This is a genomic window from Rhizobium esperanzae (genome assembly GCF_002204185.1).
Classification (GTDB): Bacteria; Pseudomonadota; Alphaproteobacteria; order Rhizobiales; family Rhizobiaceae; genus Rhizobium; species Rhizobium esperanzae.
Map to the genome: position 1 here is coordinate 57000 of NZ_MXPU01000012.1, position 24757 is coordinate 81756.

At 62.5% G+C, this 24757-nt stretch carries 26 protein-coding genes and 1 pseudogene; 8 read left to right on the forward strand and 19 right to left on the reverse strand.

The window, feature by feature from the left end; translation table 11 throughout:
* The 3 genes from B5E41_RS18470 to B5E41_RS18480 form a co-directional block, all read right to left on the reverse strand.
* Complete coding sequence (locus tag B5E41_RS18470) at positions 1-945, reverse strand: carbohydrate ABC transporter permease (RefSeq protein WP_088395564.1); 945 nt, start codon at positions 943-945, stop codon at positions 1-3.
* Complete coding sequence (locus B5E41_RS18475) at positions 938-1843, reverse strand: carbohydrate ABC transporter permease (RefSeq protein ID WP_011425716.1); 906 nt, start codon at positions 1841-1843, stop codon at positions 938-940. Before B5E41_RS18475 ends, B5E41_RS18470 begins: the two co-directional genes overlap by 8 nt.
* Before the next feature lie 151 nt (positions 1844-1994).
* Positions 1995-3227, reverse strand: coding sequence for an ABC transporter substrate-binding protein (locus tag B5E41_RS18480; RefSeq protein ID WP_064803166.1), 1233 nt, complete (start codon positions 3225-3227; stop codon positions 1995-1997).
* A gap of 451 nt (positions 3228-3678) precedes the next feature.
* On the opposite strand from B5E41_RS18480, the gene B5E41_RS18485 reads away from it, so the two are divergent.
* From B5E41_RS18485 to B5E41_RS18500, 4 genes are all read left to right on the forward strand, one after another.
* Entirely contained in the window at positions 3679-4722 is a 1044-nt protein-coding gene (locus B5E41_RS18485) for a LacI family transcriptional regulator (RefSeq protein WP_088395565.1), read from the forward strand.
* Between the two features lie 331 nt (positions 4723-5053).
* Complete coding sequence (locus B5E41_RS18490) at positions 5054-5668, forward strand: C39 family peptidase (protein ID WP_088395566.1); 615 nt, start codon at positions 5054-5056, stop codon at positions 5666-5668.
* A gap of 32 nt (positions 5669-5700) precedes the next feature.
* The gene (locus B5E41_RS18495; RefSeq protein ID WP_088395567.1) at positions 5701-6777 is read left to right on the forward strand and encodes a D-alanine--D-alanine ligase family protein; all 1077 of its coding nucleotides are present in this window, start codon (positions 5701-5703) and stop codon (positions 6775-6777) included.
* Positions 6778-6780: 3 nt separating this feature from the next.
* On the forward strand, positions 6781-7350 hold the full coding sequence (locus tag B5E41_RS18500; protein WP_088395568.1) for an AAA family ATPase: 570 nt from the start codon (positions 6781-6783) through the stop codon (positions 7348-7350).
* Here the strand turns inward: B5E41_RS18500 and B5E41_RS18505 are convergent.
* The 3 genes and pseudogenes from B5E41_RS18505 to gndA all read right to left on the reverse strand — a co-directional run bounded on the left by B5E41_RS18505 (position 7338) and on the right by gndA (position 10183).
* Positions 7338-7955 (reverse strand): class I SAM-dependent methyltransferase, encoded by a 618-nt coding sequence (locus tag B5E41_RS18505; RefSeq protein ID WP_011425722.1) that lies wholly within the window; start codon positions 7953-7955, stop codon positions 7338-7340. The two genes, B5E41_RS18500 and B5E41_RS18505, sit on opposite strands and share 13 nt — an antisense overlap.
* Positions 7956-8048: 93 nt before the next feature.
* Positions 8049-8557: pseudogene (locus tag B5E41_RS18510) on the reverse strand (GNAT family N-acetyltransferase).
* 174 nt (positions 8558-8731) lie between these two features.
* The gene (gene gndA, locus B5E41_RS18515) at positions 8732-10183 is read right to left on the reverse strand and encodes an NADP-dependent phosphogluconate dehydrogenase (RefSeq protein ID WP_011425724.1); all 1452 of its coding nucleotides are present in this window, start codon (positions 10181-10183) and stop codon (positions 8732-8734) included.
* Between the two features lie 204 nt (positions 10184-10387).
* Here gndA and B5E41_RS18520 point away from each other — a divergent pair, with 204 nt between their 5' ends.
* From B5E41_RS18520 to B5E41_RS18530, 3 genes are all read left to right on the forward strand, one after another.
* The gene (locus tag B5E41_RS18520; protein WP_088395569.1) at positions 10388-11179 is read left to right on the forward strand and encodes a helix-turn-helix domain-containing protein; all 792 of its coding nucleotides are present in this window, start codon (positions 10388-10390) and stop codon (positions 11177-11179) included.
* A gap of 69 nt (positions 11180-11248) precedes the next feature.
* Positions 11249-11647 (forward strand): polyketide cyclase, encoded by a 399-nt coding sequence (locus B5E41_RS18525; RefSeq protein ID WP_088395570.1) that lies wholly within the window; start codon positions 11249-11251, stop codon positions 11645-11647.
* On the forward strand, positions 11648-12007 hold the full coding sequence (locus B5E41_RS18530) for a VOC family protein (protein WP_011425727.1): 360 nt from the start codon (positions 11648-11650) through the stop codon (positions 12005-12007).
* A gap of 108 nt (positions 12008-12115) precedes the next feature.
* Here B5E41_RS18530 and B5E41_RS18535 read toward each other — a convergent pair whose 3' ends face one another.
* The 7 genes from B5E41_RS18535 to B5E41_RS18565 all read right to left on the reverse strand — a co-directional run bounded on the left by B5E41_RS18535 (position 12116) and on the right by B5E41_RS18565 (position 18489).
* A complete protein-coding gene (locus tag B5E41_RS18535) occupies positions 12116-12808 on the reverse strand; it encodes a PAS domain-containing protein (protein WP_176439434.1) in 693 nt (230 codons plus the stop codon).
* 180 nt (positions 12809-12988) lie between these two features.
* Positions 12989-13924, reverse strand: coding sequence for a lipid A biosynthesis lauroyl acyltransferase (locus B5E41_RS18540; protein ID WP_088395572.1), 936 nt, complete (start codon positions 13922-13924; stop codon positions 12989-12991).
* Between the two features lie 6 nt (positions 13925-13930).
* On the reverse strand, positions 13931-14959 hold the full coding sequence (locus tag B5E41_RS18545) for a zinc-binding dehydrogenase (protein ID WP_085737525.1): 1029 nt from the start codon (positions 14957-14959) through the stop codon (positions 13931-13933).
* 151 nt (positions 14960-15110) lie between these two features.
* Positions 15111-16397 (reverse strand): beta-ketoacyl-ACP synthase, encoded by a 1287-nt coding sequence (locus tag B5E41_RS18550; RefSeq protein ID WP_088395573.1) that lies wholly within the window; start codon positions 16395-16397, stop codon positions 15111-15113.
* Between the two features lie 10 nt (positions 16398-16407).
* Entirely contained in the window at positions 16408-17613 is a 1206-nt protein-coding gene (locus B5E41_RS18555) for a beta-ketoacyl-ACP synthase (RefSeq protein ID WP_088395574.1), read from the reverse strand.
* Positions 17610-18092 (reverse strand): ApeI family dehydratase, encoded by a 483-nt coding sequence (locus B5E41_RS18560; RefSeq protein ID WP_088395575.1) that lies wholly within the window; start codon positions 18090-18092, stop codon positions 17610-17612. Before B5E41_RS18560 ends, B5E41_RS18555 begins: the two co-directional genes overlap by 4 nt.
* Before the next feature lie 118 nt (positions 18093-18210).
* Positions 18211-18489, reverse strand: coding sequence for an acyl carrier protein (locus B5E41_RS18565; protein WP_003540486.1), 279 nt, complete (start codon positions 18487-18489; stop codon positions 18211-18213).
* A gap of 288 nt (positions 18490-18777) precedes the next feature.
* Here B5E41_RS18565 and B5E41_RS18570 point away from each other — a divergent pair, with 288 nt between their 5' ends.
* Complete coding sequence (locus B5E41_RS18570; protein ID WP_088395576.1) at positions 18778-19497, forward strand: Crp/Fnr family transcriptional regulator; 720 nt, start codon at positions 18778-18780, stop codon at positions 19495-19497.
* Positions 19498-19539: 42 nt separating this feature from the next.
* On the opposite strand, the gene B5E41_RS18575 is transcribed toward B5E41_RS18570, so the two are convergent.
* The 6 genes from B5E41_RS18575 to cobA form a co-directional block, all read right to left on the reverse strand.
* Positions 19540-19968, reverse strand: coding sequence for a L,D-transpeptidase (locus B5E41_RS18575; RefSeq protein WP_064803198.1), 429 nt, complete (start codon positions 19966-19968; stop codon positions 19540-19542).
* A 148-nt stretch (positions 19969-20116) separates the two neighbouring features.
* Positions 20117-20317, reverse strand: a complete 201-nt coding sequence (locus B5E41_RS18580; RefSeq protein WP_088395577.1) for a hypothetical protein — start codon at positions 20315-20317, stop codon at positions 20117-20119.
* A 92-nt stretch (positions 20318-20409) separates the two neighbouring features.
* Positions 20410-21390 carry an adenosylcobinamide-phosphate synthase CbiB gene (gene cbiB, locus B5E41_RS18585; RefSeq protein WP_064803201.1) on the reverse strand — a complete coding sequence of 327 codons (981 nt, stop codon included), beginning with the start codon at positions 21388-21390 and terminating at the stop codon, positions 20410-20412.
* Positions 21387-22394: a threonine-phosphate decarboxylase CobD gene (cobD, locus tag B5E41_RS18590; RefSeq protein ID WP_088395578.1), complete on the reverse strand. Its 1008-nt coding sequence runs from the start codon at positions 22392-22394 to the stop codon at positions 21387-21389. The genes cbiB and cobD overlap by 4 nt, the downstream gene beginning before the upstream one ends.
* Positions 22391-23698: a cobyrinic acid a,c-diamide synthase CobB gene (locus B5E41_RS18595; protein WP_088395579.1), complete on the reverse strand. Its 1308-nt coding sequence runs from the start codon at positions 23696-23698 to the stop codon at positions 22391-22393. The genes cobD and B5E41_RS18595 overlap by 4 nt, the downstream gene beginning before the upstream one ends.
* Positions 23695-24534, reverse strand: a complete 840-nt coding sequence (gene cobA / locus B5E41_RS18600; protein WP_088395580.1) for a uroporphyrinogen-III C-methyltransferase — start codon at positions 24532-24534, stop codon at positions 23695-23697. The genes B5E41_RS18595 and cobA overlap by 4 nt, the downstream gene beginning before the upstream one ends.
* Positions 24535-24757: the final 223 nt, after the last annotated feature.

Consider the following 24757-nt stretch of genomic DNA (forward strand, 5'->3'; position numbering starts at 1 on the left):
TCACCCCTTCACTGCGCCTGCGGCGATGCCGCGAACGAAAAGCCGCCCGGAGACGAAATAGACGATCAGCGGCACCAGGCCGGTGAGGATCGTCGCTGCCATGTTGACGTTGTATTCCTTCACGCCCTGCACGGAATTGACGATGTTGTTGAGCTGCACGGTCATCGGATAGGTGTCCGGTCGGGTGAAGACCACGCCGAACAGGAAGTCGTTCCAGATGCCTGTGACCTGCAGGATCATGGCGACGACGAAGATCGGCATCGACATCGGCAGCATGATCTTCAGGAAGATCTGCCAGAAGCCTGCCCCGTCGACGCGCGCTGCCTTGAACAGTTCCTCCGGCAGCGACACGAAGTAGTTGCGGAAGAGCAGCGTCAGGATCGGCATACCGAAGATCGAGTGTACGATGACAAGGCCGGTCAGGGTGCCGTAGATGCCGATTTCGCGCAGGATGATGACGATCGGGTAGATCATGACCTGATAGGGAATGAAGGCCCCGATGATGAGGATCGAGAAGAACAGCTCGGAACCTTTGAACCGCCAGTTTGCCAGCGCATAGCCGTTCACCGAGGCGATGGCGATCGAGATGATCACCGACGGCACCGTGATGCGGACCGAATTCCAGAAACCGCGCGACAGGCCGTCGCAGTTCAGGCCCGTGCAGGCCTCCGCCCAGGCCTTGACCCAGGGTTCGAAGGTGATCTCCATCGGCGGCGAGAAGATGTTGCCGAGACGGATTTCCGGCATGCCCTTCAGTGACGTCACGACCATCACATAGAGCGGCAGCAGATAATAGAGCGCTGCAACCGTCAGCGTTCCATAGAGCATGATGTTGCGCGCTGACAGCCTCGGGCGCGGCTTCGGACCGCTCGGACCGTCGCCGAGCCTCTGTGAGACGGCATCGAGGCCGGCGGCCGTGGTGTTGAGAGTTTCGATATCAGCCACGCTTGCGCCCTCCTCCGAACTCCAGATAGGCCCACGGAACGATGATGATCGCGACTGTGACCAGCATCATCGTCGACGCGGCGAAGCCCTGACCCAGATTCTGCGCCTGGAACATGTAATCGTAGACGTATTTGGCCGGCACTTCCGAGGAGATGCCGGGACCGCCCGAAGTCTGCGCCACCACGAGGTCGTAGACCTTGACGATGCCGGAGGCGATGATGACGATCGTCGTGATGAACACGGGCCGCATCATCGGAATGACGACGAGCAGGTAGGTCTTCCACATCGGGATGCCGTCGACGCGGGCCGCTTTCCAGATGTCCTCGTCGATGCCGCGCAGACCGGCAAGCATCAGGCACATGACGAGGCCCGTTCCCTGCCAAAGCGCCGCGATCAGAATCCCGTAGATGACGATTTCGGGCGTATAGAGCGGATTGAAGGTGAAGCTTGTCCAGCCGAGCGAACGCACCACCGACTGGACGCCGAAATCCGGGTTCAGCACCCACTGCCAGACGAGACCGGTCACGATGAAGGACAGCGCGAAGGGGTAGAGAAAGATGGTGCGAAAAGTGTTTTCGAAACGGATCTTCTGATCCATCAGCGCGGCGAGCACAAAGCCGATGACCAGGCTGAAGATCAGCGAAAGGACGCCGTAAAGCGCCAGATTTTCGATCGCAGTAACCCAGCGGGGTGCCGCCCAAAGACGGTGATACTGGTCGAAGCCGACGAAGCTCAACCGCGGGAGGAGCTTGGAATTGGTGAAGGAATAAAAGACCGTCCAGAACGTGCCGCCGACAAAGATCACCAGCGCTGTCAGGATCATCGGAATGGACGCAATCTTGGCATTCAGATTGCGCAGTAGCTTGATTGGCCGGCCTGCTTGCGCTTGACCCGTCATGAACACTTCTCCTCAAATCGCAGCTGCGGCCGGTGACGGCCGTCTCTCACCCCTGCCCGCGGGGTCCGCCGGAAGGGCCGGCAAGACCGTCGAAACTTGCGGGAGGATCCGGCTCCGGGAAGCCGGATCGCAAGGGCAGCGAACCTGCCGATCAGTCGGCCGAAGCGATGATGCCGGCGAAACGCTTCTGAGCGTCTTCCGGCGTCATCGACGGGTTGGCGAAGAATTCGGAGAAGAGGTCTTCCTTCTGCTTCTGGCTGTCGGCCGAAAGCAACTGGTCAGTGCCTTCGATCACATTGCCTTTGGCCAGGATGTCGAGGCCCTTCTTCATGCAGTCGTTGGCGGCGGCAAGATCGACGTCGCCGCGAACCGGCAGCGAGCCCTTCTTCAGGTTGAAGGCAACCTGGGTCTTGGGATCCAGCAGGGTTTTGGCGAGCACGGCCTGCGCCTTGGACTTTTCCTCATCCTTCAGCAGCGGGAAATAGAAAGCGTCACCGCCCGTCGAGATGATTTCGTTGACGCCGAGACCCGGCAGGCAGGTGTAGTCGGTGCCGGCCTTCTGACCGGCGAGCGCGAATTCGCCCTGCGCCCAATCACCCATGATCTGACCGCCGGCCTTGCCCGTGATGACCAGGTTGGTCGCCTGGTTCCAATCCTGGACGTTACTGCCCTTGGACATGCGGCGGGCGTCGTCGGCAGCCTTGAAGACCTTGGCGATCTCGGGTCCGGCGGCGACCTCTGCATCCTTGTCCTTGAACACCTTGTTGAAGACGTCCTTGCCGGCGACCGCGACCATCAGCACGTCGAAGGCGCCTGTCGCCTGCCAGGGCTGACCGCCGACAGCGAGTGGAATGATACCGGCCTTTTCGAGAGCCGGAGCGGCAGCGACGAATTCGTCCCAGTTCTTCGGAACTTCGACCCCGGCCTTCTTGAAGGCAGCGTTCGAAAGCCACAGCCACTGCCAGGAATGGATGTTCACCGGAGCGCAGTAGATCTTGCCGTCGATCGTGCAGGAATCGAGCAGGCTCGACGGACGAATAATGTCCTTCCAATGCTCCGCGGTCGCGACATCGGTCAGGTCGCGCATCAGGCCAGCCTGAACCAGTTCCTCGGCCTGGCGGCCGTGGTTGAACTGGGTGGCACCCATCGGGTCGCCGCCGGTGATGCGGCTGATCATGATCGGGCGCGCCGTTCCGCCGGAACCGGCGATAGCGCCGTCGACCCAGTGGTTGCCGGTGGCGTCGAATGCCTTTGCCAACTCGGCGACAGCAGCGGACTCGCCGCCAGACGTCCACCAATGGGTGACTTCGAGATCGGTGGCGCCGGCGCTGATCGGAAGCGCAGCGGAAGCGGCAAGCATGGCCGCCATCATACGAATTTTCATGAGTTCTCCTCCCTCACTGAAACGTTGCCGGAAAAACTTAGATCAATCGATTTCCCCACGCAACTGCCCGCCCGTAAATTTTTCTTTAAAGATCCTGATTACCACTTCTGACTGTTTCGGAAGACCTCCACACACCCGCTGAATCGGCAGCCTGGCACACTTTTCCGCAGGCGCTGCGTCTGACCATTACAATGAAATTTAACGGTAATTTTCAAATCTCAGTTTCGAGCCCGGCCTTACCTTTTTCGCAGCCGAAAAAAATTCTGGAAGATTCACCAATTCAACCTGTGCGAATGATATTGCGACGCACACAAGAAAAACCACTCGACTTTTCTACTGTATCGTTACAGATTGAATTCCTCAGGGAGGCGCGATTTTGGCAGGCGGCGGGCTTACGGCGCCTGAAAAAGCCTCTATAAGCGAGACCAATCGCGCAAGGCGGCCTACAGGGATGGAAAACAAGGGAAATTTCGGACAGGCGACATCGACGGCGGTGACGCGCGAGCGCCCGACATTGAAGACGATCGCCTTCATGACCGGCCTCGGCGTGACGACGGTATCGCGTGCGCTGAAGGACGCGCCGGATATCGGCGCCGAAACCAAAGAGCGGGTGCGCATGGTCGCCCGCCAGCTCGGTTACCAGCCGAACCGGGCGGGCGTGCGCCTGCGCACCGGCAAGACCAACGTCATCGCCCTCGTCCTCAGCATCGATGAAGAGATCATGGGCTTCTCGAGCCAGATGGTCTTCGGCATATCGGAAGTCCTGTCCGGCACCCCTTATCATATCGTCGTGACACCGCATTCCCACAGCAAGGACCCGATGCTGCCGGTGCGCTATATCCTCGAGACTGGCTCGGCCGACGGCGTTATCATCTCGCGTATCGAGCCGGACGACCCGCGCGTGCGGCTCCTGTCGGAACGCGGCATGCCCTTTGCAACGCACGGGCGCACCGATGCAGGTCTCGTCCACCCCTTCCACGATTTCGACAACGAGGCCTTTGCCCATCAGGCGGTGGAACGCCTCGTCAAACGAGGTCGGCGGCGCATCGCCCTGCTGCAGCCGCCGAGCAAACTCACCTATTACGCCCACATTCGGATCGGCTTTCAGACCGGTCTGCACGATTACGGCGCCGAAGAGGTGCCGCTGCGTATCAACACCGATGCGCCGCTTGCCGATATCCGCGACGTCGTCGAGGTGATGATGCGTTCGGCCAACGCCCCCGACGGCATCGTTTGCTCGGCCGGCAGCGCTGCGATCGCCGTCAATGCCGGCATCGAGGCCGCCGGCAAGGCGCTGGGGCGCGATCTCGACCTGGTGTCCAAGCAGTCGGTGCCGATCCTGAACTGGATCCGTCCCGAGATCATCACCGCCCAAGAGGATGTGCGCCAAGCCGGCCGCGAAATGGCCAAAGCCGTCATCGCCCGCATCGACGGCGTCGAACCGGAACTGCTGCAGAGCATCAGTCAGCCGATATGGCCGGAGAACGGCAGATAAGCGGCAGCGCCGCTCCTGTCGAATGCAGGAACGCTCGCCTCGTCCCTCGAGGCCCGTATGGCGAACCCTAACCTCTCCTCCGTTAATCCCGTGCTCGTCGCTGGACTAACGGCGGGAAAGTTGGCAAGTCTCCCAGATCGCTCCTCATCGTCACGGCCCGAGAGTCGCGAAGCGTGCGCAATCGGACGGAATTCAATATCTTATCCGGAAGATCGATTGGCCACCGATCTCCTGAAGAAAAATGAACCGCACCCCAGCACAAACAGGCATCGGCTCGAAAAAACCAAGATTGCCCGCCATCTCAAGCACGAGCCACGGGGATGTCGACAGGATGCCGCAGAGCAGCGTGCCTTATTTCAGCCAATGGGAAACGCCCGGTATGACGCTGCCGGTGCTTGCTGAGGGGTCGCAGGCGCTGCTCAGCGATCCGCTCTGGCGCCAATCGGGAGCCGCGACCATTGAGGAATATGCGCGCTGGGCGGTGAATGTCTGCGGCATGGCCTGCTTGAAGATGATTCTCGCCGCGCGCGGCGAAATCCATCCGACTCTCGAGCTTGCCCGCGCCTGCACTAGATATGGCGCTTATGTCATCAACGAGATCGACGCTTCGATCAAGGGGCTGATCTACGCTCCCTTCGTCCGCTTTGTGAGCGAGCGTTTCGGGCTCGGCGCCGAGACGATGACCAACGTCGAAACGTCGGCCATCCCGGAACTTCTGTCGAAACGCCGCTTCTTCATCGCATCGGTGCATTCGGCCATCCGCTGGCCGGAGCGCGAGCCGCCGGCAAAGGGCGGACATCTCGTGCTGGTGACATCAGCTTCGCAGGAGACGATCCGCTTCCACAATCCGTCCGGCCATGACGCGGCAAGCCAAGCGGATGTCACGCTGCCGCTTGCCGTCTTCGATCGTTTCTTTGCCAATCGCGGCATATCGGTCGAAGCCTGATCTTTCCGCATCCTATCGCTTCGGAGGCTTTCATGACCCCTTCCCCCAACAGGCTGCGCATTGCCGTGCTCTTCGGCGGCCGTTCGGCCGAGCACGAAGTTTCCATCCTCTCGGCGACCAACGTCATGGCTGCCCTGGAGCCCGAGAAATATGACGCCCTTCCCGTCTTCGTCACCCGCGAGGGACAATGGCTGCTGAGCAGCTTCGAGGACGGCCGGCTGGCGACACCCTCGTCAGGCACGGAAATCTGCCTCGTGCCGGGCGGCCGCGGGCGCATGCTGGCGATGCCAGCCCACGGCGCGCCACATGAATTGCCAAGGATCGACATCCTGTTTCCTGTGCTGCACGGCCCGCATGGTGAGGACGGATCGGTGCAGGGCGCAGCTGAAGTGGCGCGCGTGCCGCTCGCCGGCTGCGGCATCCTCGGTTCGGCCACGGCCCTCGACAAGGATATCGCCAAGCGCCTGCTGCGGGCGGCGGGCCTGCCGGTGGCGCGCGCCGTGGCGATCCACGAGGGTGCTGCCCCTTCACTCTCCGCGCTCGAAGGCGAACTCGGCCTGCCGCTCTTCATCAAGCCGGCACGGCAGGGATCGTCGGTCGGCGTCGCCAAGGTCCATGCCAGCCAGGAATTCGCCGCAGCGCTCGAGCAGGCCTTCCGCCATGACCGCATCCTGCTTGCCGAGGAATTCGTCGCCGGACGCGAGATCGAATTCAGCGTGCTGGAGGATACCGACGGCAAGCTTTTCGTCTCCCGCCCGGGCGAGATCGTGCCGGCCGAAAGCCACGGCTTCTACAATTACAACGCCAAATATATCGATGAGAACGGCGCTGCCTTGAAAGTGCCGGCCGACCTGCCGGCGGAGATCGAGGCCGCCATGCGCGACATGGCCGCAAGGGCTTTCCGAGCCGTCGGCTGCGACGGCATGGCGCGCGTCGATTTCTTCCTGACATCGGACATGCGCTTCGTCATCAACGAGCTCAACACCATTCCCGGCTTTACCGATATCAGTATGTATTCCAAGGCGATGGCGGCAAGCGGCGTAAGCTATGCCGAGATCATCGACCGTCTGGTGGGCCACGGCATCGCGCGCGCCCGCAGGGCAGGCTAGATCATGAACAGGTCGATTCTGATTTCCGGATGTTCCGGCGGCGGAAAATCGACGCTGCTTGCGGAGCTTGGCCGCCGCGGTCACAGGATCGTCGAAGAGCCCGGCCGGCGGATCGTCAAGCAGGAGCTCGATGGCGATGGCGCTGCCTTGCCTTGGGTCGACATGGCGGCCTTCGCCCGTCGTGCGATCGAAATGGCGATTGCCGACCACGCGGCCGTCGCACGGCAGCCGGGCTGGACGTTCTTCGATCGTGGGTTGATCGACGCCGCGGCAGCGCTTCAGCACCTGACCGGAGAACCGAACTTGGAAAGGTTGAGCGCCGCCTACCCTTACGACAGACGCGTTTTTCTCACGCCGCCATGGGCGGAGATCTACGTGAGCGATCCTGAGCGGCGCCATGGCTTCGACGAGGCTGTCGCCGAATATGACCGGCTGGCCGCGATCTATCCGACGCTCGGCTACCAGGCCATCATACTGCCGAAGAGGCCGGTCGCCGATCGGGCCGATTTCGTGCTCGACCGCCTGTCTCAGGAAGCAATTAGCTGCTTCTCGCCCGCATCTCAGCGCCTGTGAAGAACACACCATTGGAAAGACTGCCGGCCGCCGCCAGGCGTCGCATGCTCCTCGCGCCAGTCGCGCTCCAGTATGAAGGCGGGCGAGAACTCCGCCGCCAGCGCTGCCGCGTCATAACGCCGGACCGGCAGGCCGCTGCATCGCTCTGGCCCATCCGGCGCGAAGGTCGCGATAATCACGACGCTGCCCGGCGCCGTTCCGGCGTCAAGGGCGCGGCGATAGGCGAGCCGTTGCGCGGGCTCGGTGAGGAAATGAAAGAGCGCGCGGTCATGCCATACGTCATAACCGCGCTCCGGGCGCCATACGGTAATATCGGCCACCACCCAATCGACCTGAGCCGCCCCGCCCCGCAGCCGCGCCTTGGCGACCTCAAGGGCTGGCGCGGCGATATCGAGAACCGTGAGGTCGGACCACCCGCGCTCCAACAGACGATCGACAAGGCTCGAGGCGCCGCCGCCGACATCGATCAGCGAAGCGGTGGCCGGCAGATGCAGCTCGTCAAGCGTACGCAGAGAAGGCTCAGGCATCGGTTGATACCAGCTGACACTGTCGGCAGCCTTCACACGGTAAACCGCGTCCCAATGTTCCTGTTTCCCGTCCGTCATCCGGCACCCATCTCTTGCAGAGCCCGATACTGATCCATCAACGTGTAAGGATTGAGACGTCCGTCAATTGCCTGTCGGCCTCAGAGCATAGTCTCAAGGAGCGAAGTGACGATAGACGAGATCGGCAGGATCAGTCCGAGGTGCCGCGGGATCGAGACGCGCTCCCAGCCGTTCCGCAACAGCAACGGATGCGGTATTGCCGGGAGCAATATAGCTGACGAGCGACGTCAGCTTGAGCGTCAAAAAGCCCAATCGCGGAGCGCCAAGGCTGCTTCGGTCGCATAGCCCCGGCCCTCACGCCCTTCGTAGACGAACCACCCCAGCTCCTTTTCGGGAAAGAGCGGCCCATGGTTGATCCCCACCTGGCCGACGCATTCGCCGCTCTCGGCAAGATCGATCATCAGCGCTCCATGTCCGAACAGCTGCCAGAGCGCCACGTCGTGACAGAACATCCCCCACGCTGCCCGCAGGTCGAAGGGACCGCCCATTCCGACAGACCGCGGGGAAGCCATCAGTCGCGCGTAGGTGTCGAAATCTTCGACCTCAGGCTTGCGGAGAATTAGCCGCTCCGTTCGAATTGTGATCGCGCCCGTTCCGGACATGTTATCGCCTTTCTGAACGTCTAGCTTTCGAATGCCGCAGCAAACTGAAGTGTGCCGCTCGGCGTCCCCCGGCGAAGCCTCCATCGCGTTCGCCTGTCACATCGGACGACATGCGGCGGCCCGCGAAAAAGCCCGGCGCGACGGCCGGGCTTTTTCGTATCTTCTCTGCAAACCTCAGAAGGTCGCCGCACCGCTGCCCCAGGGGCCGTGGTGAAAATCCTTGCCATCAAGGCGGTCGAAGCCGTGGGCGCCGAAGAAATCGCGCTGGGCCTGGATGAGATTCGCGGTTCCCCTGCCCTGGCGGTAGGCGTCGAAATAGGTGAGCGCCGAGGTCAGCGCCGGCACTGGCAGGCCGGCCGAGATGGCGGCAGCGACGACGCGGCGTAGCGCCGGGATCGATTCCTTGACCATCTCGGAGAAAGCTGGCGTGACGATCAGGTTCGCAGCATCCGGAGCCTTGGTGAAGGCCGAGGTGATCTCATCGAGGAACTGCGAGCGGATGATGCAGCCGGCACGCCAGATCCTCGCAATCGTCGGCATCGGCAGCGACCAGTTGAACTCGCGCGACGCTTCCGCCATCACGGCGAATCCCTGCGCATAGGCGCCGATCTTGGCGGCAAAGAGCGCCAGTTCCAGATCCTTGTTGAGCTCGGGACCGTAGGCGATCGGGAACGAAACGGCCTGCGTGCCGAAAATCTTTTCCGCCGCTTCCCGCTGCGACTTCATCGAGGAGAGGCTGCGGGCGGCGACAGCGGCTTCGATCGCTGTTGCCGGAATGCCCATGTTCTGCGCCTCGATCGCCGACCATTTGCCGGTGCCCTTCTGGCCTGCCTTGTCGAGGATCATGTCGACCATCGGCCCGCCGGAAACCGGATCGGTCGCCGCCAGCACCTTCTCGGAGATCTCGATCAGGTAGGAGTTCAGCCGGCCCTTGTTCCACTCGCCGAAGATGCCGGAGATTTCGGAGGCGCTCTTCCCGAGGCCGTCGCGCAGAATGCCGTAGATTTCGGCGATCATCTGCATGTCGGCATATTCGATGCCGTTATGGATGGTCTTGACGAAATGGCCGGCGCCGTCATTGCCGAGCCAGGCGACGCAGGGCTCGTCATTGTAGCGGGCGGCAATCGAGGTCAGCACCTTCTCGACTCGCTTCCAGGATTCTTCGGTGCCGCCGACCATGATCGACGGTCCGTGGCGCGCACCCTCTTCGCCGCCGGAAACACCCATGCCGATGAAGGTGAGATCGGTGTTTTTGAGGCGGTCGAAGCGGGCGACGGTGTCGCGGAAATTGGCGTTGCCGGCATCGATCATGATGTCGCCCTTGGAGAGATGCGGGCGCAGCGCCTCCATCTGCTGGTCGACGGCCTCACCGGCCTTGATCATGATGATGATCGGACGCGGCGGCCGGATCGCATCGACGAACTCTTCGATGGTCTTGCAGGGAATGATCTGCTTCTTCAGATCGCCGGCGCTTTCATAGAATTCATCGGTTTTCTCAGGCGTGCGGTTGAAGACCGCGATTTTATTGCCTTTCTCCGCGATGTTGAGCGCCAGGTTGGAGCCCATGACCGCAAGGCCGATCAGTCCGATTTCTGCCTTTTCCACGACAAACCTCCGATGTGTCATTTGGACCGGTGTTGTGGCACTGTCTCGCTCAAACGGCAAGTCTCGCGAGGGTCTAATCGGTTCGCAAAAGCCGATGAAATACAGCTTTGATCGCCTGACTTGTCCGACAACCTTTCATCTGCAGCCGATCCGGAAGCCGCAAATTTTCGCGATCGCCCGTACCGCCCTATCTCATGTTATCATGCGGACCTCGGGAGATATCGTTTGGTTTCGAAAAGACGAAAAGATATGGCGCTGCTTGCGGCCCGCGCCGGCCGCTACCGCGAATATGCCCCGACGCCCGCCTTGTGGCGCCATTTCAGCCGCCTCTGGTCGCATACGCTGAACGATGGGCCGCCGGCGAGGGTGGCGATCGTGCCGGATGGTTATTGTGATCTCCTCTGGATTGACGGAAGGCTTGAGGTTGCCGGGCCCGACAGGACGGCAGCCTTCCCCGTCATAAGGCCGGGCGCGACCGTCATCGGCGCACGCTTTGCGCCGGGCGCCGCGGCATCCTGGCTGAAGACGCCGCTCTCGGCGCTGGTCGGCCTCTCGGTGCCGCTTGCCGACATCGGCCGGAAGGGCACGAGCGAATTCGAGGCGCGGCTGCAAGATTGTCCGGACCCCGAGGCCGCCGCGACGCTGTTCGGCCGTCTGCTTGAAGAGGCCGCGCGCGACGAGGAGGAGCCCGCCCGCGACGCCGCCATGATCTTCGCCGCCGCCGACAGCGACCGCCCGGCCTCCGGCCTGCCGGACCGGCTCGGCATGAGCGAAAGGCAGCTGCGCCGCCGCTGCCACCATCATTTCGGCTATGGCGCAAAGACACTGGAACGCATCCGCCGGTTCCAGAAGTTCCTCGACCTCTGCCGCAGGGTGGACACGATGCCGCTCGCCCGCATCGCGCTCGAAGCAGGCTTTGCCGATCAGGCCCACATGACACGCGAGGTCGCAGAACTCTCGACGCTCACCCCTGCGATCATCCTCGACCAACTCGGCGGGCGGAAAGGATCGGGCTGACCGTTTTGTTCAAGACACCGCCGGCCGGCCTTATTATTTCAGGGAAACCCAAATACAAGGACCTGCACCATGGCGACAATGCCTGCAAAAATCATCCACCAGTCGATCGAGCGCGACTGGCGGGATGTCTACGACTTCGCCGGCAAGCCGGAGAACATGCCGCTCTGGGCCTCCGGCCTTGCCACCGGCTTCGAGCCCGACGGCGCCGACTGGATCGCCCACGGTCCCCTCGGCACCATCAAGGTGAGCTTCGTTCCCGCCAATGAATTCGGCGTGATTGATCATACGGTGACGATCGAATCCGGCCTCCGGGTTTATAATGCCCTGCGCATCGTGCCGAACGGCGATGGCTGCGAGGCCATGTTCACGCTGCTGCGCCTGCCCGGCATGACAGATGCGCAGTTTGCCGCCGATGCCGCGCATATCGAGAAGGATCTCGTCATGCTGAAAGCCCTGATGGAGAGATAGATGGCTGAAAACTCCGAACACAATGACCGCCGCATCGACTATGTCGAATTCAACGTATCCGACATCGCCGCCGCCAAAGCCTTTTACGGCTCGGCCTTCGGCTGGCGCTTCACCGATTACGGCCCGAATTACTGCGAATTCGACGATGGCCGGCTGAAAGGCGGCTTCACCGATTTCGGCCCCGTCCGGCCGGGCGGCCCGCTCGTCGTCGTCTACGCCAGGGATCTGGAAGAAGTGCTGACTTCGGTCGAAAGGGCCGGCGGCACGATCTGCCGGCCGATCACCGATTTTCCCGGCGGCCGCCGCTTCCATTTCCTCGACCGCGACGGCTACGAGCTCGCCGTCTGGGCGACGGCATAAATTAGAGCAATTCCAGCAAAAGTGTGCAGCGGTTTTGCGCCCGGAATTGCGTGAAAACAAAGAGATAGAACAATTCCGTGATTCGAAGAAAAACGGAATTGCTCTAGACTACCGATTCATCACGATCAGAGCGCCGATCACAATGCCGCCCGCATCGCGCAGCGGCGACATGCGGCAGCGCACCTGTCGGGATGCGCCGCCGCCGGTCCGCCGCTCATAAGTGTAGTCGACCTCCGCGCCGGCAAAACAGACGTCCAGCTTATGCTTGGCGCATTCGGCGAAGCGCTCCTCGCCGATGAATTCGGAAAGGTGACGCCCGATCAGTTCCATCGGCTTCCTGTCGAGATGGGCGCTGTTGGCCGCGTTGGAATAGAGGTAGCGGTAGTCCCTGGTCAGCACCGCGACACGGTCCGGCAGGCTTTCGAGGATCGCCGCGTTGAGGAATTGGCCGTTGTCGGTGTCGGGCACATAGGCTGCCGGCGGCTCGATGCGCACGTCCTGCGGCGAAGGCACCCGCCAGTCCGGCGCATGCGTGCCGAAATAGCAGTCGAGCAGATAGGAAAGCACCGCCGCATGTTCTCTGACGCTGGCGCTGTCGTCCGCGTCCCGAACGACAAGATGGCTGACGAACTGCAGCTGCATATAGACTTCGAGCAGATTGGCCGCCCGGCAGGCCAGGATAGCCTCGACCAGCGGCTCGACGTGACGGTCGAGCAACATGACGCGCTGATCGTCGCCTTGGCGTATGGCTTCCTCTATTTGCGCGCAGCGCAAGGAAAAAGCTCGAAAAAGCTCCAGCAAGACGCCTCCCACTCCCATTGTCCCAAGTGGCGTGCCCAAATTGTGTGGGAGCACTTTCCCAAATGCGCCCTAAGGTGGATATTATTCGCGCCTTGGTAGTGACGGCTAACATGAAGTTTACTCGGTTTCAATCCGAGAGCACCTGCCGCTTTTCACCGCTGATAAATCAGGGTTCGATTTTCAAGGCGCGAGCGTCTTCTTGATCTGCCAGCGGTCGTGATACCAGAGCCATTGTTCCGGATATTCCCGCACCCAACTTTCCACCTTGTCGTTCAGTAGCTGGGCGGCCGCCGGCAGGTCGAGATTGCCTTTGGCGTCGCGCGGCATCTCCAGCCGCGGTTCGATTTCCAGCCGGTAGCGATTCCCTGGCAGGCGGATGCAGCGCGCCGGATAGACCTCGCAATCGAACTGGCGCACCAGCTTCGGCAGCAGCGGATTGGTCTTCACCTCTCGCCCGAAGAAGGTGCCTTTCAGCCCCTTGCCGAATTTCTGGTCGACGAGCACGCCCACCCCCTGGCCCGCCTCCAACTGGCGTGCGAGCGCGAAGGAGGAGCCGGCATGCGAGGGCACCAGCTTGCCCATGCGCGCGCTGCGGAAGTCAAACACCTTCTTGGCGACATAGGGATTGTTCGGCGGCCGGAAAAGCACGGTGACTGTGAGCCCGAAGGCCGCGCCCGCCACCGGCAGCAGCTCGAAATTGGCGGTATGGCCGGTAAAGACGATGAAGGGGCGCGGATTGTCGCGCAGGTCGAGGAAGATGGGGATGCCCGACACCTCCACCCTGCCCGGCTCCGGCCGTTCGGGGTCGTAGTCGAACAATTCGTCGAGGAAGACGTATTCGGCCGCGAGCCGACCCATATTTCCCCAGCTGGCGAGCGCAATCTCTTCGATCTCGGCCTCGCTCTTCTCAGGGAAAGCGTTGCGGAGATTGACGAGCATCAGCTTATGGCGGCGGGTCCGCCGGCCGAGGCGGCGCATCACCCGGTCCGCGAAGCGAATCGCGCCATCGGCCGGAAACAGCTTCAGCACGTTCAGGAAGCCGAACATCGCCTGCGCCACCAGCCATTGCTGGAAATTTCTGAGCGCCAGAACGACCCGGGTAATGAACAGCTTCACGTCAGGTCAGTCCATCTTCAGAATGATCTTGCCGAAGATCTGGCGGGATTCCATCCGCTCCAGCGCGCGGTCGATGTCGTCGAAGCCGACTTCGGTATCGATGACGGGATGCACGAGCCCGCGGCCCATTTTCTGCATGGCGTCGGCCATGTTTTCCATGCGGCAGCCGAAGGAGCCGAAGAGCTTCAATTGCTGCTGGAACAGCATCATCAGGTTCATCTCGGTGGAAACGCCCGAGGTCGAGCCGCAGGTGACGAGACGTCCGCCGCGCTTCATGCAGAGCATCGAACCGGCCCAGGTATCCTTCCCCACATGCTCGAAGACGACGTCGACGCCCTTCTTCTTGGTGAGCTTGCGCACGACGCCTTCGAAGCGGTCGGTGCGGTAGTTGATGACGTGATCGGCGCCGAGCGCCTTGGCCTTCTCGATCTTGTCGTCGGAGCCGACGGTGGTGATGACGGTGCAGCCGATCTTCTTGGCAAGCTGAATCGCCGCCGTGCCGATGCCGGAGCCGCCGGCATGGACGAGGATCGTTTCGCCGGGCTCGAGCTTGGCATTGTCGAACAGCATGTGCTCGACCGTGCCGAAGGTGACGGGCGCGAGTGCTGCGCCGATCGCATCGACTCCGGGAGGTGCCGGAACGAGCAGGCGCGCCGGCAGATTGACCTTCTCCTGCGCGAAACCGTCGAGATGGAAACCGTGCACGCCGGAAACATGTTCGCAGAGATTGTCGCGGCCTTCGCGGCACGGGCGGCAGAGCCCGCAGGTACGCGCGCCGTAAATCGAGACCAGTTGGCCCGGCAGCACGTTGGCGACGCCAGGGCCGATGGCTTCGACGACGCCGGAGGCTTCCGCGCCGATGACGAGCGGCATCTTGCGCTTGGCGAACGCCATGCCGCGCCAGCCCCAGACATCGATATGGTTCAGCGCCACCGCCTTGACGCGCAGCGTCACTTCCCCGGCTGCCGGTGCATCCGGTTCCGGCAGGTCGGTGATCTCAAGCTTGCGGTCATCGATCAGTTGCAGCGCGCGCATAATATAGAGTTCTTTCTTCTACGTGGATTATCGTCATGCTCGGGCTTGTCCCGAGCATCTGCCAGCGGTCATTGAGTGACGCAAGTAGATCCTCGGGACAAGCCCGAGGATGACGTCAAAAACCACTTCGTCCCAAAATCAAGGAGGGTCTCTAAGCCGGTTCGAGCGCCATGACAAGGCTGGCATTCTGCCCGCCGAAACCGAAGGAGTTGGAAAGCACGGCCGAAACCTGGGCTTCCCGCTTCCTGTTCGGCACGACATCGAGCACGATCGACGGATCCGGATTGTTGTAGTTGATCGTCGGCGGCAGCGTCCCGGTCAGCATCGTCTGCAGCGAGAACACCGCCTCGACCGCACCCGCCGCCGTCAGCGTATGGCCGATCATCGACTTGTTGGACGATACCGGAATGCCGACCAGCTTCTCGCCGAAGACGGCCGACATCGAGCCATATTCCATCTTGTCGTTTTCAGGCGTCGAGGTGCCGTGCGCGTTGATGTAGCCGATATCGGCCTCGCTCATGCCGGCATCGGCAAGGGCCGCGCGGATCGTCGCGATTGCCGGGCCGCCGTCGGGCGACGACCGCGTGCGGTGAAAGCTGTCGGCCTTGTCGCCGGCGCCCTTCATGATGCCGAGCACCTTGGCGCCGCGGGCGACCGCCGCTTCCAGCGATTCCAGCACCAGCGTCGCCGCACCCTCGGCGATGACGAAGCCGTCACGATCCTTGCTGAACGGCTTGGAGGCCTTGGTTGGCGGGTCGTTCTGCGTCGAAAGGGCCGACAGCAGCGAGAAGCGGATCAGCGCTTCGGCGCTCAGCGATCCATCCGTCGCGACGGTCAGGGCGCGGTCGGTGCGGCCCTGGCGGATCGCCTCGATGCCGAGCTGGATCGCGGTCGCGCCGGAGGCGCAGGCCGTCGACAGCGTCACCGGAAGGCCGCGCGTGCCGAACCGGTCGGCAAGGCGCTCGGAAATCGCGCCGAACAGAGCCGCCTCGTGGAACGCCGGGTCCGGCCGCTGACGCAGCGCCGTCAGGAAGCGCTCATAAGCATCGCCGGGATGGTCGGCAGCCGGCGAACGGTCTGCAAGTTCGAAACGGGCGCTCCATTCAGGCTCGATCGGCGGCGCGGCGAGGAACAGCGGGCCGTTGAAATCGCCTGATATGCCGGCGTCGGCCAGCGCCTCGATGGCCGTCTCGCGCGCAAAGGCATAGGAACGCTCGACGGCGTTCGGCACCGGAATCTCGATGAAATCGACGGTGCCGGCGATCCGGGTCGACAGGCCTTCTGTGGGAAAACGGTTGATCGCATGGATGCCCGAGGTGCCGGAAGAAAGGGCCGCCCAATTGTCCTTCAGGCCCTGGCCGAGCGAGGTAATGATGCCCATGCCGGTCACTGCGACGATCGGCCGGCCGAGATGATCCTTGTAAGCGGAATCCGTCATATCTGTCTCCTCACGCCTCAGCCGAAAGAACGGCGACGCCCTCGCCGCGCTGGTGACCGACTGTCGTGACGACAGCAGCCTTCGTGCCCGCCTTCATCGGCGCTTCATGAGCAGCGTCGAAGGGCGGAACCTTGGCCTTGGTATCGATGGCAAGGGCTGCGAGCGCCAGCCCCAGCGGGAAATGCGCCTCGATCGTGTGACCGGAAACGCCGCCGAAGCCGCGGATGGCAGCGCCGGGAAGCTGATGCTCCAGCACTGCCTTTTCGCGGTCGGCGATTTCATGCATGCCGGTCGAGCCGCAGAAGATCGCCGTCGCCTCGCGCGGCAGGTCGGCGGCGGGCTTCAGCAGCCGCTCCATGCGCACTTCGAAATTGCCGGCGCTACGGCTGCCGCGATCGCCCTCGATGGCGCTGATCGTCGCATAGATATGCGCGCCGCGCTCTTCCGCGTGCTTGCGCGATTCCAGCACTAGGAAGGCGCCGGCCGAACCGGTGATCATGCCGCCGCCCTCGAGGCCGGAGCGCGACCAGAGCGGCGCCCATTGATCGCGCGTATGCGCGCCGATCGCTTCAGTGAGCAGGATCATATCGGGGCGCTCGGCAGCAAAGGCGCCGCCAACCAGCGCATGGGTGGATTCGCCGGAGCGAATGCGCCAGAACGCCGTCTCGACGGCGGAAACGCCCGATGCTTCTTCGCCCATGAAGGTCCGCGAGGAGCCGGTGACCTTGTGAACGATGGAGATATTGCCGGCAAGCAGATTGGAAAGCTGCGCCAGGAACAACGTCGGCCTGAGTTCCGTCGTCAGCTTCTCGTTGAGCAGTAGCTCGCGGTCGTTGCGCTTCAGGCCCTCGTCGACGATCAGCGTGTCGACGTTGATGTCGCGCTCGCCGCCGCCGGCCGCCACGATCATGTCCATTGTGCCGCAAGCTTCCAGATTGTCCTTGAAGCCGGCATCGTCGAGCGCAAGACCCGCAGCAAAGACGCCGATGCGCTGCCAGTTCTCCATCTGGCGCTGGTCGCCCCGCTTGGCGATCTGCTGCGACCAGTCGATCTCGGGCAGCGGATGCACCGGGTAGGGTTTGAATTTCTCTGTCTCGACGATCGCCTTCGGCGTGCTCTCGGCCGAAAGCAGCGCGACATGCGGCTCCTTGCCGACGCCCTGACAGGTAACGATACCGACGCCCGAAATGACGACGTCGTTTGCAGCCTTGCTCATCCAACCACTCCCTGCGCTGCGATCGCTTCGAGAAGCCCGACCTCGCCGGCGCGTTTTTTCACGATATCGCCGAGCGGAACTTCGCTGAAGGGCATGGTGCGCAGTTTCAGCTGCGCATCGCAGACCTTCTTGCCGCCGCTGGCGATCTTGGCCTTGGTGACCGCAAAACCCGACCCGTCATGCTCCAGCACCGCCTCGATATCGAGCACGGCTTCCGGCTCGACGAAGGTGCGCATCTTGGCGCCGTCGACCGACATCAGGAAGGGCATGGCGGCAAAGTCGGTGACGGCAAGCACCAGCATGCCGGAAGCCTGCGCCATGGTCTCGATCAGCAGCACGCCGGGAACGAGCGGCATGCCGGGGAAATGGCCCTCGAAAACGGGGCTCTTGGCCGGCACGACGGAACGCGCCACAAGCGTCCCCTTCTTCAGGTCCACCGCTTCGACGCGGTCAATCATCTGGAAATATTCCAGCAGCATTCGGATCCTCCGGCCCGGCTGCTCAAATCCGCCCGCCGGTGACGCCTAATTAGGAACGAAACCGCCCGGCCGCCATAGTCAGGGGCGGCAGGGCGTTCAAAAAAGACTGGTGTGTCGCTCAGGCCTTGGCCGCTTTGAGCTCGTCGATCTTGGCGCAGAGGTTCTTCAGCACGAAATATTCTTCCGTCGAAACCTTGCCTTCGTTGACCTCCTGCGTCCACTTTTCGAGCGGAATCTTGATGCCGAATTCCTTGTCGATCGCAAAGACGATGTCGAGAAAATCGAGGCTATCGATACCGAGGTCGTCGATCGTATGGCTCTCCGGCGTGATCGTGGCGCGATCGATCTCGCTGGTTTCTGCAATAATGTCGGCAACTTTATCGAATGTAGCGGTCACGCGCTGTACCTCATGAAATGACGATTTAAACCCCCTCATAGGCAAATCCTTTTCAAAAGCCAATGCTTTCGTCCGGGCGTTACGGCAAATTGACAATAAGGTGTTGCCTAAACAGCAATGGAACGCCAGCGAGTGCAGGCGCCGAAAACAGGATGCGGCCGTCCAACATCCGCGCCGGTCTTTGATCTGAATCAAATTATGCGCGCTGGCATTTGATAATCATCAAACTGCGCTGGAAGGAATTGCGCTCGCGTTCGAGCATGTCCGGCTTTTTGAAGGATCACGACGATGGACGTTGCCAGCAGCGAGATTTTCGAGACAGGCACGCCCGTCGCATGTCGTTCCTGTCAGGCGCGGCACGGCGTCGTCTGCGGCGCCCTGTCGAACGCTCAGTTGAAGGAGCTCAACCGCCACTCCATGCGCCGCAAGATCGGGGCCGGCTCGGAGATCATTGCGCAAGGATCGGAAAGTTCGTTTTATTCGAACATCATGCGCGGCGTGGTGAAGCTCTGCAAGATGATGCCGGACGGACGCCAGCAGATCGTCGGCCTGCAGTTCGCTCCCGATTTCGTCGGCAGGCCCTTCGTCCGCGAAAGCACGCTGTCGGCGGAGGCGGCAACCGACGCCGAAATTTGTGTCTTCCCGCGCAACCTGCTCGACCGCATGATCGGGGAGACGCCGGAGCTGCAGCGCAGGCTGCACGATCAGGCGCTCAACGAGCTGGACGCCGCGCGCGAGTGGATGCTGACGCTCGGCCGCCGCACGGCGGAGGAGAAGGTTGCAAGCCTGCTCCACCTCATCGGAACCCATGCCGAGCCGCAAACCGCCATCAGCACCGCCTTCGATTTGCCGTTATCGCGCACCGAGATCGCCGATTTTCTCGGGCTGACGATCGAAACCGTCAGCCGGCAAATGACAAGGCTGCGCAAGCGGGGTGTCATCCTGATCGAGAACTCCAGACATATCGTCGTTCCCGATCTGGATGAGCTGGAAAGGATCAGCGCGTAATGCGATCAGACGTCGAATTCGGATTCAGGCGCTGATCCGGGATCAGCGCGTGATGACGACGCGGGTATTGGCAAGACCTGCCTGCCGTGCCAATGAGAAGAACTCAGCCGCATTGTCAGGATGCAGGCGAACGCAGCCATGCGAGGCCGGTGTGCCGAGTCGCTTCAGATCGAAGGTGGCGTGAACGGCGTAACCGCCGTTGAAAAATACGGCGTAAGGCATCGGTGCATTGTCGTACTTGCGCGAGCGGTGATCGCGCGACAGCCATTTGGCGCTCCACGAGCCGGTCGGCGTGACATAACCATTGCGCGCGGTCGAAACCTTCCAGCGATATTTGACGAAGCCGTCCTCGGTGACGGTCATAGTCTGTTTTCCGATGCTGATATTGGCAACCAGCGTCGCTGCTTCAGCCGCAACCGGAGAAAACTGCAGCAATAAGCTTGCCGCCGCGGCGGCAAAAATCGTCTTCATGATAACCCCTCTTCGCACCCGCGCATTTGATTGCGCCCTCACGACAGAGAGACTACGACGATACTTGATTATATAGCTTTAACCCGAATGGTAATCATAATTCTAACAGGGCATTGACGGGTTTAAGCGCCGCAGGACGGCCTCCGCCTCACTGAAGCTTGCGCGCCGCCGGCCTTTGCTTGAGCTGCTGATAGGCCTTGTTCATCCTTTCGCGGATGGAGGCCATGGTGCCGAGATTATGGCCGCAGGCCGCGCAGCTGATGACGTCCGTCTCCCGGATCTCCGGACGCTCGAATTTCATCTTGGTGCTTTTGCACTTCGGGCACGGTAGTTCAACCTGAACTGTCATCGTTCTGCTTCCGGTCTGATGGATATGAGGCGTTTCGCATAAAGCTTTACGGCGGGACTGTCCACTGGGGCGCGAGCTGTGCCGCAAGTCCCTCACAGAAAGCACAAAAACAATCCGAACGTCACGCCGGCAAGCACCATGCAGCTCGCCTGATACACCGAGACTCCGTCTTCGATGTCGCCGGATGTCGCGACATCGCGCCCGGGATTGTTGATCATCGGTTCGGTAACGAGCACGCCGCCATAGATCCGCGGTCCTGCGAGCTGGACATTCAGCGCACCAGCCATTGCCGCTTCCGGCCGGCCGGAATTCGGTGAACGGTGCAGGCCGCCGTCGCGCATCGCCACCCGGATCGCCTCGCGGCAGGCGCTGGTGCCGCGCCGGATCCAGGCGCCGGCAGCAATCAGCAGGATGGAAAGGCGCGCGGCCGGCCAGTTGGCGACATCGTCGAGTCGGGCGGCCGCCCAGCCGAAATCGATGTATTTTTCCGATCTATGGCCGATCATCGAATCCGCCGTGTTCAGCATCTTGTAGGCAAAAAGCCCTGGCAGGCCGAAGATAGCATACCAAATCGCCGGCGCGACGACGCCATCGGAGAAGTTCTCGGCAAGGCTTTCGATCGCCGCGCGGCAGACGGCCGGCTCATCCAGCGTCTCGGGATCGCGCCCGACAATGCGGGCGACGGCGGCCCGCCCACCGGCAAGCCCCTCCTCACGCAGGGCGACGGCAACGGCAGCGACGTGGTCGGCAAGGCTCTTCTGCGCCAGAAAGATCGCCACCAGTCCGGTCTCCAGCAAGATGCCGCCGAGGCCGAACAGCGCGAAAAACCGGTTGAACACGAAGCCTGCCGCCACAGCCAGCAACAGCAGCGCCAGGATGGCGGCAACGCCGTTCATCCGCCGTTGATGCCCCGTGAGGCTTGAAGGATTGAGCTGCTGGTCGGCATAGGAGATCACCGCTCCGAAAATCGCAACGGGATGCGGCACGCGCGACCAGAGCCATTGCGGATCGCCGAGTATCCGGTCGAGCAGCAGCGCCAGAAGCAGCACGAGAAGGTTTAGATCGATCGTCATCGCTCAAATCTCTGAAGGACTTCGCCAAGCCGCCGGTCCGCCGCCGGATCGGGCGTCAGCCCGAAACGGAGCCAAGCGGGCGCATAGTCGAACTTGCGGACGAGAATATGATGGCGGCAGAGATGCGTGTAAATGTCGCTCGCCCTGGCATCGTCGACAAGGGTAAACAACGCCGTTCCCCCTGTGATCTGCAGCCCGAGCCCCGTCAGCACCGCATGAAGCCCGGCGCCGCGTTCATCGATAAGCCGGCGGATGGGGGAAACGTCCGAACGCAGCAGCGAGCCTGCTATCGAAAGGGCCGGTCCGGAAACCGCCCAGGGTCCGAGCCACTCCTCGAAACGCTTGAGAATATCGTCACGCGCAATCGCAAAGCCGAGCCGCAGACCGGCGAGCCCGAAAAACTTGCCGAACGAGCGGAAGATCGCCAGATTGGAAAGCGTCTGCGCGTGGCCCGCGAGACTGAGCGCCGGATCGGCATCGCCGAAGGCTTCGTCGACAACCAGAAGTCCATTGACCGCCTTCATCCTGTCATGCAGGTCAATCAGCGTTTCCACAGGCCATGTCAGCCCATCGGGATTGTTCGGATTGACGACGACGGCAAGCCGATGCTCGTTTCCGATCGCAGCGACATGATCGACGGTATCGACGGCAAAACCGGCCGAAATAAAAGCGCGCGCATACTCGCCATAGGTCGGCGCCACGATGGCGACCCTGGCGCCCTCACCCATTGTCAGCAATCGCGGCAGAAGCTGGATCACCGATTGCGTGCCGGGCACCGGCAGCGGCAGGATCTCGCCGCTCCCGTAGTAATCGCGCGCCGTCCGCCTTGCCTCATCGACCAGATGGCTGTCCGGGAGGCGGTGCCAAGCCCTTGTCGGGATGTCCGGTAGGGCCGCCGGGCATGGATTGATTCCGGTAGAAAGGTCGAGCCAGTCTTCCGGCCTGCCGCCAAAGGCGGCAGCAGCGGCAGTAACTCCGCCACCGTGGACGATCGGCGCGCTCATGCGGAGATCCCGGCGAGATCGATCAAATGCATATAGGAACCCGCCACCTGCCCGCGCCGGAGTCCCGCCGGGCCGAGATCGGTTCCGAGCGCATCCCGCACCTGAAACAGCCGCTCGCCCTCGCCTTCCGAAATGAGGGTGGAATAGTGGAACTCATGCGCCGTCATCGCCCGCTGAAAGATCGCATGATCAAGCGGCATGACGTGGCGATAACCGAGATGGCGTTTGCGCGCGGCATAGCTGGTGACGACGGGCAGCAGGCCGAGCATCTCGTGACGCTTTCCCCCTGCGTCGATCAGCCCTTCGCCGAGCACCATGTAGCCGCCGCACTCGCCATAGATCCGGATGCCGCGCGCTGCCGCATCGAGGAGGGCGGCGCGGAAATTCTGCGCCTGGGAGAGCTTTCCGGCATGCAGCTCGGGATAACCCCCGGGCAGATAGATGGCATCGGCATCGGCAGCGGGCACCTCGTTGGCGAGCGGCGAGAAGAAAGAAATCGCAGCCCCCCGCCGCCGCCAGCCAAGCAGCATGTGCTCATAGGAAAAGGCAAAGGCGATATCGCGGGCCACCGCAATGCGACTGCCGAGCGGCGGCAGACGATCGATATTGGCGGCCGAGGGCCGGTTGAGGCCCTGCCTGGCGATGCGCAGCAGAAACTCGAAATTGCATTCCTCGGAGACGGCATCCGCCACATGCTCGATGAAACCTTCAAGGCTCGCATGTTCACCGGCCTGAACAAGCCCGAGATGGCGATCCGGCAGGGCAAGCGCCTTGTCGCTGCCAATCATGGCGATCACGGGCATGCGGATCGCCTCGAGCGCCTGACGCAGCATCGCCTCGTGCCGTTCGCTGCCGACCTTGTTGAGGATGACGCCCGCAACGCGGACATCGGCGCGGAAACCGGCAAAACCGGCCACCAGCGGCGCGACCGATTGCGACATGCGTGAGGCGTCGACGACCAGCACCACGGAAAGGCCGAGCTGGGCAGCCAGATCCGCTGCCGTCCCTTTGCCGTCGGCCGCCCCGTCGAACAGTCCCATCATCGCCTCGACGACGAGAATGCGGTCGCCGGAGCGGTGCAGCGTCGCATTGGCCGAGATCAGCTCCGGCCGCATCGCCCAGGGATCGAAATTCAGGCACAGCGTGCCGCTCGCGGCGGCATGGAAGGCGGGATCGATATAGTCGGGGCCGGCCTTGCCGGGCGCGATCGCGATGCCGCGCCGACGCAAGGCTCTGAGCAGGCCGAGCGTGACCGTCGTCTTGCCGGCACCGGAAGAAGGAGCTGCGATCAGGAGGCCGCTCATGCCAGCACCTGGCCGGACTGGCGGAACGGATCGGGCTGCAGGCGTCGTCCGGCGAGAGCGCCGAGCCAATCGAGTGAGACTCGGAGCCGCACCACCTCGCCGACGACGACCACCGCCGGCGGCTCGAGCCCGGAGGCGGCGACAGCCTCGGTCGCCTGCCCAAGCGTCGTCTCCAGCACCTGCTGCGCGCCGGTCGCCGCATTGCAGACGAAAGCCACGGGCTCGGATGGCGAGCGGCCAGCCGCAATGAGGTTGGCGCTGATCTGGGCGATATGCTTCATCGCCATGTACATGACGATCACGGGCGAACCCTTGCCGATCGCTTCCCAGTCGATCCTGTCGGGCACGATGCCGGAGGAATCATGGCCGGTGAGAAACGTCACCGCATGATTGATCTCGCGATGCGTCACCGGAATGCCGGCATAGGCAAGCCCGCCGATACCGGCGGTGATCCCCGGCACGATGCGGAACGGGATATTGTGCTCGACCAGCGTCAGCGCCTCCTCACCGCCGCGCCCGAAGACGAAGGGATCGCCCCCCTTCAGCCGAAGCACCCGTTTGCCGGCGCGCGCCAGTTCCACCAGGCGCAACGAAATATCCCGCTGCTTAGCCGAGGGTTTGCCGCCGCGTTTGCCGGCATATTCGAGTTCGGCGCCGGGGTGCGCGAGCCTCAGACAGTCCTCATTGACCAGCGCGTCATGGACGATCACATCGGCCTCGGCGAGCCCCCTGGCGGCCAAGAGCGTCAGCAGGCCCGGATCACCCGGACCGGCCCCGACGAGCCAGACGCTGCCCGGCTCCAACGCCGGCAAATGGGAGAATGGGCTGTTCATCATTTTGTTGATCTAGGCCCACGAAGGATCAAGGTCAACGTCGCCTGCGCCACCTCACTTGAAGTTGCTGAGTTGACGATGATTCACTTTACAAGGAGGCAGATTCGAATTCTCGAAAAATCCGGGTAAGGCTCCCTCGCGTCGTCATCCTCGGCCTTGTGCCGAGGATCTGCTGCCCTGTCGACCGGGAGCAGATGCTCGGGACAAGCCCGAGCATGACGAAGAA

Coding starts and splice junctions, on each gene's coding strand:
- B5E41_RS18475 (WP_011425716.1), bottom strand. CDS start 1,843: ATGACGGGTCAAGCGCAAGCAGGCCGGCCAATCAAGCTACTGCGCAAT.
- B5E41_RS18480 (WP_064803166.1), bottom strand. CDS start 3,227: ATGAAAATTCGTATGATGGCGGCCATGCTTGCCGCTTCCGCTGCGCTT.
- B5E41_RS18485 (WP_088395565.1), top strand. CDS start 3,679: ATGGAAAACAAGGGAAATTTCGGACAGGCGACATCGACGGCGGTGACG.
- B5E41_RS18490 (WP_088395566.1), top strand. CDS start 5,054: ATGCCGCAGAGCAGCGTGCCTTATTTCAGCCAATGGGAAACGCCCGGT.
- B5E41_RS18495 (WP_088395567.1), top strand. CDS start 5,701: ATGACCCCTTCCCCCAACAGGCTGCGCATTGCCGTGCTCTTCGGCGGC.
- B5E41_RS18500 (WP_088395568.1), top strand. CDS start 6,781: ATGAACAGGTCGATTCTGATTTCCGGATGTTCCGGCGGCGGAAAATCG.
- B5E41_RS18505 (WP_011425722.1), bottom strand. CDS start 7,955: ATGACGGACGGGAAACAGGAACATTGGGACGCGGTTTACCGTGTGAAG.
- gndA (WP_011425724.1), bottom strand. CDS start 10,183: ATGACACATCGGAGGTTTGTCGTGGAAAAGGCAGAAATCGGACTGATC.
- B5E41_RS18525 (WP_088395570.1), top strand. CDS start 11,249: ATGGCGACAATGCCTGCAAAAATCATCCACCAGTCGATCGAGCGCGAC.
- B5E41_RS18530 (WP_011425727.1), top strand. CDS start 11,648: ATGGCTGAAAACTCCGAACACAATGACCGCCGCATCGACTATGTCGAA.
- B5E41_RS18545 (WP_085737525.1), bottom strand. CDS start 14,959: ATGCGCGCGCTGCAACTGATCGATGACCGCAAGCTTGAGATCACCGAC.
- B5E41_RS18550 (WP_088395573.1), bottom strand. CDS start 16,397: ATGACGGATTCCGCTTACAAGGATCATCTCGGCCGGCCGATCGTCGCA.
- B5E41_RS18555 (WP_088395574.1), bottom strand. CDS start 17,613: ATGAGCAAGGCTGCAAACGACGTCGTCATTTCGGGCGTCGGTATCGTT.
- B5E41_RS18560 (WP_088395575.1), bottom strand. CDS start 18,092: ATGCTGCTGGAATATTTCCAGATGATTGACCGCGTCGAAGCGGTGGAC.
- B5E41_RS18570 (WP_088395576.1), top strand. CDS start 18,778: ATGGACGTTGCCAGCAGCGAGATTTTCGAGACAGGCACGCCCGTCGCA.
- B5E41_RS18575 (WP_064803198.1), bottom strand. CDS start 19,968: ATGAAGACGATTTTTGCCGCCGCGGCGGCAAGCTTATTGCTGCAGTTT.
- B5E41_RS18580 (WP_088395577.1), bottom strand. CDS start 20,317: ATGACAGTTCAGGTTGAACTACCGTGCCCGAAGTGCAAAAGCACCAAG.
- cbiB (WP_064803201.1), bottom strand. CDS start 21,390: ATGACGATCGATCTAAACCTTCTCGTGCTGCTTCTGGCGCTGCTGCTC.
- cobD (WP_088395578.1), bottom strand. CDS start 22,394: ATGAGCGCGCCGATCGTCCACGGTGGCGGAGTTACTGCCGCTGCTGCC.
- B5E41_RS18595 (WP_088395579.1), bottom strand. CDS start 23,698: ATGAGCGGCCTCCTGATCGCAGCTCCTTCTTCCGGTGCCGGCAAGACG.
- cobA (WP_088395580.1), bottom strand. CDS start 24,534: ATGATGAACAGCCCATTCTCCCATTTGCCGGCGTTGGAGCCGGGCAGC.